11 protein-coding genes are annotated in these 10,327 nt (G+C 66.9%); 5 read left to right on the forward strand and 6 right to left on the reverse strand.

Going from position 1 to position 10,327, the window contains the following annotated elements; translation table 11 throughout:
* Positions 1 to 88: 88 nt before the first annotated feature.
* The 5 genes from QOC69_RS03435 to QOC69_RS03455 form a co-directional block, all read right to left on the reverse strand.
* Positions 89 to 1,291, reverse strand: a complete 1,203-nt coding sequence (locus QOC69_RS03435; RefSeq protein ID WP_526436372.1) for an MCE family protein — start codon at positions 1,289 to 1,291, stop codon at positions 89 to 91.
* A gap of 9 nt (positions 1,292 to 1,300) precedes the next feature.
* Positions 1,301 to 2,143, reverse strand: a complete 843-nt coding sequence (locus tag QOC69_RS03440) for an MlaE family ABC transporter permease (RefSeq protein WP_526436374.1) — start codon at positions 2,141 to 2,143, stop codon at positions 1,301 to 1,303.
* On the reverse strand, positions 2,140 to 2,904 hold the full coding sequence (locus tag QOC69_RS03445; RefSeq protein WP_526436376.1) for an MlaE family ABC transporter permease: 765 nt from the start codon (positions 2,902 to 2,904) through the stop codon (positions 2,140 to 2,142). Before QOC69_RS03445 ends, QOC69_RS03440 begins: the two co-directional genes overlap by 4 nt.
* A 256-nt stretch (positions 2,905 to 3,160) precedes the next feature.
* Positions 3,161 to 4,099 carry a 3-oxoacyl-ACP reductase gene (locus tag QOC69_RS03450; RefSeq protein WP_526436392.1) on the reverse strand — a complete coding sequence of 313 codons (939 nt, stop codon included), beginning with the start codon at positions 4,097 to 4,099 and terminating at the stop codon, positions 3,161 to 3,163.
* Positions 4,100 to 4,103: 4 nt separating this feature from the next.
* The gene (locus QOC69_RS03455) at positions 4,104 to 4,295 is read right to left on the reverse strand and encodes a ferredoxin (protein ID WP_526436378.1); all 192 of its coding nucleotides are present in this window, start codon (positions 4,293 to 4,295) and stop codon (positions 4,104 to 4,106) included.
* A gap of 185 nt (positions 4,296 to 4,480) precedes the next feature.
* On the opposite strand from QOC69_RS03455, the gene QOC69_RS03460 reads away from it, so the two are divergent.
* From QOC69_RS03460 to QOC69_RS03475, 4 genes are read left to right on the forward strand one after another with little or no spacing between them, the layout of a single operon-like run.
* Complete coding sequence (locus QOC69_RS03460) at positions 4,481 to 5,659, forward strand: acyl-CoA dehydrogenase family protein (protein ID WP_526436380.1); 1,179 nt, start codon at positions 4,481 to 4,483, stop codon at positions 5,657 to 5,659.
* Positions 5,660 to 5,689: 30 nt separating this feature from the next.
* The gene (locus tag QOC69_RS03465; protein WP_526436382.1) at positions 5,690 to 6,787 is read left to right on the forward strand and encodes an acyl-CoA dehydrogenase family protein; all 1,098 of its coding nucleotides are present in this window, start codon (positions 5,690 to 5,692) and stop codon (positions 6,785 to 6,787) included.
* A 13-nt stretch (positions 6,788 to 6,800) separates the two neighbouring features.
* Positions 6,801 to 8,309 (forward strand): long-chain-fatty-acid--CoA ligase FadD17, encoded by a 1,509-nt coding sequence (gene fadD17, locus QOC69_RS03470; RefSeq protein ID WP_526436384.1) that lies wholly within the window; start codon positions 6,801 to 6,803, stop codon positions 8,307 to 8,309.
* Between the two features lie 10 nt (positions 8,310 to 8,319).
* The gene (locus tag QOC69_RS03475; protein WP_526436386.1) at positions 8,320 to 9,048 is read left to right on the forward strand and encodes a helix-turn-helix domain-containing protein; all 729 of its coding nucleotides are present in this window, start codon (positions 8,320 to 8,322) and stop codon (positions 9,046 to 9,048) included.
* On the opposite strand, the gene QOC69_RS03480 is transcribed toward QOC69_RS03475, so the two are convergent.
* Positions 8,985 to 9,386 carry a VOC family protein gene (locus QOC69_RS03480; protein WP_526436388.1) on the reverse strand — a complete coding sequence of 134 codons (402 nt, stop codon included), beginning with the start codon at positions 9,384 to 9,386 and terminating at the stop codon, positions 8,985 to 8,987. The genes QOC69_RS03475 and QOC69_RS03480 overlap by 64 nt on opposite strands.
* Positions 9,387 to 9,635: 249 nt before the next feature.
* On the opposite strand from QOC69_RS03480, the gene lpqN reads away from it, so the two are divergent.
* On the forward strand, positions 9,636 to 10,327 hold a 692-nt coding region (lpqN, locus tag QOC69_RS03485; RefSeq protein ID WP_526436390.1), incomplete at its 3' end, for an envelope biogenesis lipoprotein LpqN.

The following is a 10,327-nucleotide window of genomic DNA, read 5'->3' on the forward strand; positions in this document are numbered from 1 at the left end:
CCGAACACCACCACCAGGCCCGCCGCCACCAGCAGCATGACGATCGTGAAGACGATGACGTTGATCAAGGTCCTGCGGTCCCGCGTCATCAGAAGTCATCCCGTTCTGCGAACGCACCGTTGAACAGGAACTGCAGCGTCGACGGCGGGTCGAACTGCAACTCGGTGTTCGGCTGGAACGGTACGTAGGCGTTGTCGGTGACCAGGAACGGTGAGTGGTACCAGGACCCGCCGAACTGCTTGGTTGGCACGTTCGGGAGGCCCCGGCAGTTCGGCCCGCCGGTTGCGTTCACCATCGGCAGGCTCTCCGGATAGGTGTAGGCGGGAGCGCCGGGCAGGAAGTTCGACGCTACGAACAGGCCCGGCCGGACACCGCCGATGGCGGGGGCGAACGTGTCGATCGCCTTCGCGGTGCCCTCGAGGATGCAGCCGAACTCCGGTGAGTAGTCGCCTACCACCTTCAACGGCGCGCGCAGCCGCTGGATGGCCGCGATGAAGTCCTCGGCGGCGGGCTTGAGGGTGGCGGTGCCGTTGTTGGCCAGCCCGGTGGCGGCGAGCAACGTGGCATTCAGGTTGTCCTGCTCGTCGACGAGCGTCTTGCTGATCGTGGGCAGGTTGTCGAACACCGTGACCAGATCGGGGGCCGCATCGGCGTAGATGTTGCCGACCACCGCCGTCTTCTGGAAGTCCTGCTGCAGCGTGGGCAGCTTCGGATTCAGCTGTTGCAGATAGTAATTCAGGCCCTGAAGGGCGGCGCCCGCATCGTCGCCGTTGCCGCGCAGACCCTCACCCAGTGCCGAGATCGTGGCGTTGAGGTTGATCGGATCGATCTTCTGCAGCACGTCGGTCAGCGTCTGGAACAGGGTGTTCACCTCGAGCTGCACATCCGAGGCCTGCACCTGCGCGCCGGGCCGCAGTGAGTTGCCGGTCGGCGAGTCGGGCGGAAGGAACTCCACCGCCTTGGCGCCGAACACCGTGGTGCCTGCGATGCGGACCTTCGCGTTGGACGGTATGTAGGGCAGCTGGCTGCTGTCGATCGCCAACGTGAGTTTGGCCTGATCGCCCGCGTACTCGATGCCCTTCACCCGGCCGATCTGGATACCGCGGTACTTCACCTTTGCGTCGTTCTCCATCACCAGGCCTGCCCGCGGCGAGGTCACCGTCACGGTGTCGACGGAGGTGAAGGCGGCGGTGTAGGAGAGGTAGGTGAACACGGTGGCGACGACCAGGAGGGCAGCCAGGATCGCCGCAGCGATCCTGACGTGGCTGCGCTTGGCGTTAATGTCCGGCATCGTCCCCGCCTATCCGGACAGGTTGAAGTTGCCGGACGCTCCGTAGACGGCGAGCGAGATGAACAGGGTGATGGTGACGACGACGATGAGCGAGGTGCGCACGGCCTGGCCGACGGCGATGCCGACGCCGACCGGTCCGCCGGATGCGTTGTAGCCGTAGTACGTGTGCACCAGCATCACGGCGATCGACATGACGATGGCCTGCAGGAACGACCACAGCAGATCTGTCGGCACCAGGAAGGTGTTGAAGTAGTGGTCGTACAGACCGGCCGAATGCCCGTTGATGAAGACGGTGGTGAACCGCGCCGCAAAGAACGCCGCAAGCACCGAAAGGGAGTACAGCGGGACGATCGCGATGAGGCCGGCGATGATGCGCGTGGACACCAGATAGGACACCGAGTGCACGGCCATCGCCTCGACGGCGTCGATCTCCTCGGCTACCCGCATGGCACCCAGTTGTGCGGTGGTGCCCGCGCCGATGGTGGCCGCAAGGGCGATGCCCGCGATCACCGGAGCCACGATGCGCACGTTGAGGAACGCCGAAAGGAAACCGGTCAACGCCTCGATGCCTATGTTGCCGAGCGACGAATAACCCTGCACCGCAATGACACCGCCGGAGGCCAGCGTCAGGAACGCCGCAACGCCGACCGTGCCGCCGATCATCACGAGGGCGCCTGCCCCCATGGTCATCTCGGCGATCAGGCGAATGGTCTCCTTGCGGTAGCGGGTCAGCGCATTGGGGATGTAGCGCATCGACTCGCCGTAGAACAGGGCCTGCTCCCCGATGTTGTCGACGGCCTTGGGCACGCCGCGGAAGAAGCGGCGCAGGCGGAGGGTCGCGTCGTAACTCATCGCGCCAGCACCCGAACCCCGATCGCGGTAGCGATCACGTTGATCACGAACAGGCAGATGAACGCGTAGACCACCGTCTCGTTGACCGCGACGCCAACGCCCTTGGGGCCACCCTTCACGGTCAGCCCCCGGTAGCAACCCACGAGGCCTGCGACCACCCCGAACAACATGGCCTTCAAGAACGCGAGCATCAGCTCGCCGAGGCCGGTCAGAATCGTCAGGCCGTTGATGAACGCGCCGGGGTTGACGCCCTGCAGGTACACCGAGAAGACGTAACCGCCGGACAGGCCGATCGCGCAGACCAGGCCGTTGAGCAGAAGCGCCACGAACGTCGAGGCCAGCACCCGCGGTACCACCAGGCGCTGGATGGGGTCGATGCCGAGCACCCGCATGGCGTCGATCTCCTCGCGGATGGTGCGTGCGCCGAGGTCGGCGCAGATCGCCGTGGCTCCGGCCCCCGCGACCACCAGCACCGTCACCACCGGGCCAAGCTGGGTGACGGTGCCGAACGCGGTGCCTGCACCGGACAGGTCGGCCGCACCGAGCTCGCGAAGCAGGATGTTGAGCGTGAACGCCACCAGGACGGTGAACGGGATGGCGACCAGCAGCGTCGGAACCAGGGATACGCGCGCGATCATCCACGTCTGATCGAGGAACTCACGGAACTGAAAGGGACGCCGGAAGATCTTTACGAAGGTGTCCAGGGACATCTCGACGAACCCGCCCACGGCCCGGGCCGGAGCCGCAAGCTGTTCGATCAACCTCGGCTCCGTTCTCGGCACGGGTGTCGAGTGGTTGTTGGCGAAGAACCCGGGAATACCGGTCCGAACGACCTTCCCACTCCACGGTTAAGCGGTGCTCTTAGTGAGCCGGCTCATATTAACTAGAACACGTTCGCAGTGTCAAAGAACCGCAAAATCCATCACCGCATGTCTATTTGTGCTGGTCAGAGCCTATGTGACACACGTCATCCTGAAACGTGTTCTACCGCTCACAGGACCTTGGCAGCCGAGACTGTCAGTCTCGCGACTCCATCAGTCCGATCGCCGAGAATCCGCGCTCCGGATCCCGGCCAGCAAAGTAATCACGCAGCGTTGCGTCGAGGTCGGCTGCGGCCCATGCATCGGACTCCGCGGTGAAGTGCTTCTCCGCCGTGGGCGCCGCAACCAGCGTCACTGTCGGACCATAGACGATGAACAGCTGCCCGTTGACCTCTTCGGCGGCAGGCGACGACAGGAACCGCACCAGGTTGACCACGTGCTCGGGTGACAGGCCGTCGACGCGACCCTCTTCGAGCTCGGGAGCGTCGCCGAACACGTCGGCGGTCATCGCGGTCCTGGCCCGTGGCGCGATGGCGTTGGCCCGGACGCCGTAGCGGCCCAACCCGCGCGCCGCCGTCAGGGTCAACGAGGTGATGCCCGCCTTGGCGGCCCCGTAGTTGGCCTGGCCGACCGGGCCGGCAAGGCCGGCCTCGGACGAGGTGTTGACGATACGGCCGTAGACCGTGCCGCCGTTCTGCTTGGCCTTGTCCCGCCAGTAGGTGGCGGCGTTGCGGGTGAGCAGGAAGTGGCCCCGCAGATGCACCGCGATGACGGCGTCCCAATCCTCGTCGGTCATGTTGAACAACATGCGATCACGGGTGATCCCGGCGTTGTTGACGACGATGCTCAGGCCGCCTAGGCCGTCCGCGGTGGAGACCAATTCGTCGGCGGTGCTTCGCGCGCTGATGTCCCCCGCGACAGCGACGCCCTTGGAGCCCGCGACGGCGATCTCGTCGAGGACGTCGGAGCGGTCCAGGGCGCCTGCGACGTCGTTGACGACCACCGTCGCGCCCGCACGGGCCAACCCGATGGCCTCGGCGCGGCCCAAACCGGCGGCGGCGCCCGTCACGACCGCGACGAAACCTGAGAGGTCAGTCGAGGCTGACCCTTCCTCGTGGACAGTCACAATATGAATACCTCTAGTCTTTCCGGATCAGGGCGGCTCTGGGGCACTCGGCGATCGACTGCTCCGCCAGCTCCTCCTGGTCGGCGGGCACGGGATCTGCCTTCACGACGGCGTAGTCCTCGTCGTCGAGATCGAACAGATCCGGGGCGATTCCCACGCACACCGCATTACCTTCACAGCGATCACGGTCAACTTCGACTCGCATGACCATCTCCTTCCGGCTCCTCTGCCCCTCGTGCGGACGGCCCGCCCTCGGTAAGTGGTCAGAATACGACGCGCCCGGACCGACGCCACCCAGGCACCGGCCTGGATTCCAAGACTAGAACGTGTTACAACCGGGAAGGACTACGGGTACCCAAAGAGCAGTGCGGAACAGTTAGGACTTGAGCAATGCGGATTGGCTACAGCCCCGAGCAGGAGGAGTTGCGCCGCGAGTTGCGCGCGTACTTCACCAAGCTGATGACCCCCGAGCGGGCGGACGCGCTGAGTTCCAGCGACGGCGAGATGGGGCGCGGCAGCGTGTACCGCGACACCGTCGCCCAGATGGGCAAGGACGGCTGGTTGACGCTGTCGTGGCCCAAGGAGTTCGGCGGCCAGGCCCGCCCGCCCATGGACGGGCTGATCTTCAATGACGAGGCGTCCATCGCGAACGTCCCGGTGCCGTTCCTGACCATCAACAGCGTCGCGCCGACGATCATGGCGTTCGGCACCGAGGAGCAGAAGAAGTTCTTCCTGCCCAAGATCGCCGCGGGCGAGCTGCACTTCGCCATCGGCTACTCGGAGCCGGGCGCGGGCACCGACCTCGCTGCACTGCGCACCACGGCGGTGCGCGACGGCGACGACTACGTCGTCAACGGCCAGAAGATGTGGACCAGCCTGATCGCCTACGCGGACTACGTGTGGCTGGCCGTGCGCACCAACCCGGAAGCCAAGAAACACCGCGGCATCTCGATGCTCATCGTGCCGACCACCGCCGATGGCTTCTCCTGGACCCCCGTGCACACGATGTCGGGCGTCGACACCAGTGCCACCTACTACCAGGACGTCCGGGTGCCGACCTCCAGCCTGGTTGGCGAAGAGCACGCCGGCTGGAAGCTGGTCACCAACCAGCTCAACCACGAGCGGGTCGCGTTGGTGTCGGCCCAACCGATCTTCTCCGCACTCGACGGAGTTCGCGAGTGGGCCCAGAACACCAAGGACGCTCACGGCAGGCGCCTGATCGACTCGGAATGGGTGCAGCTCAACCTCGCCCGCGTACACGCCAAGGCCGAGGTGCTCAAGCTGATCAACTGGGAACTGGCCTCCACCGAGGCCGCCCCCTCGCCCGCCGATGCGTCGGCGGCCAAGGTCTACGGCACCGAGTTGGCCACCGAGGCCTACCGCCTGCTCATGGAGGTTCTGGGCACCGCGGCCACGCTTCGGTCCGACTCGCCAGGCGCGCTGCTGCGCGGCCGCATCGAGCGCATGCACCGGTCGTGCCTGATCCTGACGTTCGGCGGCGGCACCAACGAGATCCAGCGCGACATCATCGGCATGGTTGCCCTCGGGCTGCCCAGGGTCAACCGCTGAAAAGCGGGCGAGAAACTTAGAGGAATAGCCATGGATTTCACCACCAACGAAGCCGTCACCGACCTCGGCGGCCTGGTCCGCACCATCACCGAATCGGTGTGCACCCCAGACCATCAACGCGAGCTGGACAAGGCCGCGCAACGCTACGACGCCGCACTGTGGGCCAAGCTGAAGGAAGCGGACGTGCTCTCGACCGCAGCCCCGGAGTCCGTGGGCGGCGGCGGTTTCGGCGTCCTCGAGCAGGCTGCCGTGCTGACGGCGTTGGGTCGCCAGCTGGCCGCGGTCCCCTATCTGCAGTCGGTCGTGCTCGGCGCGGGCGCCCTTGCGAAGTTCTCTTCCGTTGGACTGCAGAAGGACTGGGCCACCCCCGCGATCGAAGGCAACAAGATCATCACGGTCGCACTCGATGCGGAGATGGGTCAGGGTCCTGTTCAGGCTCAGTCGAACGGGGACGGTTACCGCCTCACCGGCACGCGAGCACTGGTCGCGTATGGGCCGGTGGCCGACGCGTTCCTGGTGCCTGCCGAAACCGCGTCGGGCGAGTTGGTCTTCCTGGTCACCAAGGATGATCCGGGCGTGACGGTGACGTCGCTCGACACCACGGGGCACGGCAGCGTCGGCCACCTGGAGTTGCAGGGCACCGAACTCGGGTCCGACCGCGTCGTCGGCGGGGCCGACGTCGTCACCTGGCTGCGCACCCATGCGGCCTTGGGTCACAGCGCCTTTCAGCTTGGCATCATTGAACGCGCGCTGGAGCTGACCGCGTCCTATGCGACCGAACGCGAACAGTTCGACCGACCGATCGGCAGCTTCCAGGCCGTCTCGGCACGGCTGGCCGACGGCTACATCGATGTGAAGGCGTTGCGGCTGACGGTGACCCAGGCTGCGTGGCGGCTGTCCGAGGACCTGCCCGCCGACCTCGAGGTGGGAACCGCGGCGTTCTGGGCGGCCGACGCCGGCCATCGCGTCGCACACACCGCCGTGCACGTGCACGGCGGAGTCGGCATCGACACCGACCATCCGGTGCATCGCTACTTCTTGGCGGCAAAGCAGACCGAGTTCGCGGTCGGCAGCGCCACCGGGCAGCTGCTGCGCATTGGTCGCGAGCTCGCCGAGACGCCCGCCTGACGCGGCCCGCCAGGTGACCGCTGCACGCAACCCGACCGTCTCCGATCTGCTGGCGCCGCTCGTCGACGTCACCGATCGCGGCGTCCAGGACGAGACCGGGTCCGTCTCCTGGCGCGACCACATTGCGGCCGGCGCCCAGCTGGCCTCAGCCCTGATGGCGCGGCTCGACCCGGCGAAACCGCCGCATGTCGGTGTGCTGCTCGGCAATACGTCGTTCTTCTCCACCGTCCTGGTGGCGGCCGGGCTGGCGGGACTTGTCCCGGTCGGCCTGAACCCGACCCGGCGTGGCGAGGCGTTCGCACGTGACGTCGCCCATGCCGATTGTCAGCTGATCCTCACTGACGACCCGGATGGAGTTCCCGACGGGGTCGGCTACGTCGACGTCGAATCCCCCGCGTGGGCAGCCGAACTCGGGTCGCATCGGGACGCGCCGGTGACGTTCGCGGACCTGGGCCCCGACGACCTCTACATGCTCATCTTCACCTCGGGCACCAGCGGGGAGCCCAAGGCGGTGCGCATCACCCACGACAAGGTGGCGTTCCCGGGCCGGATGCTCGCGGATCGGTTCGGTCTCGGGCACGAGGACACCGCCTACCTGTCGATGCCGCTGTTCCACTCCAACGCGGTGATGGCCGGCTGGGCGGTCGCTGTGGCGGGCGGCGCCTCGATTGCCCTGCGGCGCAAATTCTCCGCGTCCGGGTTCATGCCCGACGTGCGCCGCTACGGCGCCACCTACGCCAACTACGTCGGCAAGCCGCTGTCCTACATCCTGGCCACGCCGCCGCGCGACGACGACACCGACAACCCGCTGAAGTTCCTGTACGGCAACGAGGGTGCACCGCGCGACCTGCAGCGGTTCGCCGACCGGTTCGGCGTGCTCGTGGTCGACGGATTCGGCTCCACCGAGGGCGGCGTGGCAATCGCACGCACCCCGGACACCCCGGACGGATCGCTGGGACCGCTGACCGACGAGGTCGCGATCGTCGACGTCGACACCGGCGAGCCCTGCCCACCGGGCAAGGTCGGCGAGTTGGTCAACCCCACCGGTCGCGGGTGGTTCCGCGGCTACTACCGCGACGACGCGGCCGAAGCGCAGCGGATGGCGGGCGGCGTCTACCACACCGGTGACCTCGCCTACCGGGACGAGAACGGATACGCCTACTTCGCAGGCAGGCTCGGCGACTGGATGCGCGTCGACGGCGAGAACCTCGGCACCGCACCGATCGAGCGAATCCTGTTGCGCTACCCCGACGTCGTCGAGGTGGCCGTCTACGCCATTCCCGATCCCGCGGTCGGCGACCGGGTGATGGCGGCGTTGGTGCTCCGCGAGGGTGCCGCATTCGAGGAAGGCAAGTTCGAGGCGTTCCTGGCCGACCAACCCGACCTCGGTCCCAAGCAGTGGCCGTCGTTCGTCAGGATCGGTGCCGCGCTCCCGCGTACCGCGACGTTCAAGGTGCTGAAGCGAATCCTGTCCGACGAGGGCACCGAGTGCGACGACCCGGTCTTTCCCGTTCGACGGTAGCGTGGCAACGGTGGGATACCGCGAACAACCGCCGCCCACTCGGCTGCGCGAACTCGTCGAGTGCGCGTGGGTGGTGGACGGTCCCGGCGGCCCGGTCCGGGTACTGCCGGACGGGTGCATGGACCTGATCCGGATGGATGGACGCATCGTGGTGGCCGGCCCCGACACCACCGCATCGATCAGCCGTCGTGGCGCAGAGCCGTTCGTGGGCCTGCGCTTTCGGCCAGGGGTGCTGCCCCGGCTTCTCGGCGTGCCCGCGGCCGCACTCCGCGATAGTCGCGTACCGCTCGCGGACCTGGGAGTGGCCGCGGCACGACATGGTTCGCTGGTCGAACTGGCCACTGCGCTCGCCTCCGGCGCATCGAGCAGCGAGACGGCGCCGTGGTCGATGTCCTTGCTCGGCCATGTCACCAGGAGTTTCGCAGGCGGCGCCGCCGTCGCCGGCGTCGCCGAACAGATCGGCTGGTCCAGCCGTACGCTGCAGCGCCAGTGCACGGCCGTCTACGGCTACGGCCCGGCGACGCTACGGCGGATCCTGCGGTTTCGGCGCGCGCGGCAGCTGATCGATGGCGGCGCGTCCTACGCGGAAGCCGCTGCGGCGGCCGGTTATTCAGACCAATCGCACCTGCATCGCGAGGTGCGCGACCTCAGCGGGAACGCGCTGTCGTCGTTGCGTCAGGTCTCCAGTGGCGCGAATAGGTCCACCCAGTTCCCGTCCGGGTCGGCCACCGTCGCGTAGCGCTGTCCCCACGGTGCGTCGTAGGGCTTCAGCGGTCCGGAGTGGCCTGCGGAGGTGATCTTCTCGAACAGCGCGTCGACCTCCGACGGGGCGCCCACGCCGAGCGCGAGCCCCAGTCGGCTGGCCGACGAGGCCGGAGGCGCCCAGCCGGGGTGCATGCCTGCGATCGTCTCCTCGGTATCGAAGGACAGCGTGTTGCCGCCGGGCAGGGCGACCGCCACGTGGGGCGGTCCGTCCGGATCGGGCACCGGCAGGCCGAGCAGTCGGTAGAACTCGAGCGATCGTTGCAGGTCGTTGGCGAAGATCTGGAAGACGGTCGACGTCAAGCGAATATCCATGCCGACACCGTAGAACGGAGCCTTCGTCGAGATCGTGAACGAATCGGACACAACCGCGCGATTCGAATCGAGCAAAGCATCCTAGAACAGCTGGCACCGACCGCAGCGAGTTCGCGTCACGGAATTTCGAGTAGATCTACTCACCCTGCGCAGGGCATGTTTTGAGCTACGCTTCGCTGCGGAATGGGGGTCGAACTTGTTTGCTTCGGCGCCCACTAGCGAATCACAGGAAGCCAAAGGAGTTAACGAATGAGAGCATCGGCGCTCACCGGTGTGGCCGCGGCAGTCACCGCCCTGGCCGTCGTGCTGTCCGGCTGCGGCTCGGACACCAAGACCGCAACGTCCAGCAGTTCGAGCACCGCAAGCTCGTCCAAGTCGTCCAGCGAGTCACCGACGACGTCCAATAAGCCCAAGGTCGCGCCGCGCGATCAGAACGCCGAGGGCCCCAACCCCTCGATCGCCAGCTATATCAAGGACAACGGGATCACCGAATCCCCGGTCCACATGGGCGATCCCGGCGCGCCGAAGATCGACCTGCCCGTGCCGGACGGCTGGGAGCCAGCCGGGGAGAACACCCCGGATTGGGCCTACCGGGCGATCATCTACACGGGTCCGGAGGCCGCGGAGTACACGCCGAGCGTCGTCGCTCTGGTGTCGAAGCTGACCGGAAACGTCGACCCGCAGAAGATCATCGACCTGGCCCCCGGCGAGCTGAACAACCTGCCCGGGTACAAGGCGATGAATGAGGGTGCCACCAGCACGCTGGGCGAGTACCCGGCCTACCAGCTGGGCGGCACGTGGGAGTCGGAGGGTCAGACCAAGATCGTCGCGCAGAAGACGGTCGTGATCCCCGGCGCCGACGGACTGTACGTCCTCCAGCTCAACGCCGACGGTCTCAACGATCAGGTCGACATCGTTGGCGCCGCAACGGACGCGATCGA

Origin of the sequence: Mycobacterium sp. (genome assembly GCF_032162105.1) — a bacterium.
Taxonomy (GTDB): Bacteria; Actinomycetota; Actinomycetes; order Mycobacteriales; family Mycobacteriaceae; genus Mycobacterium.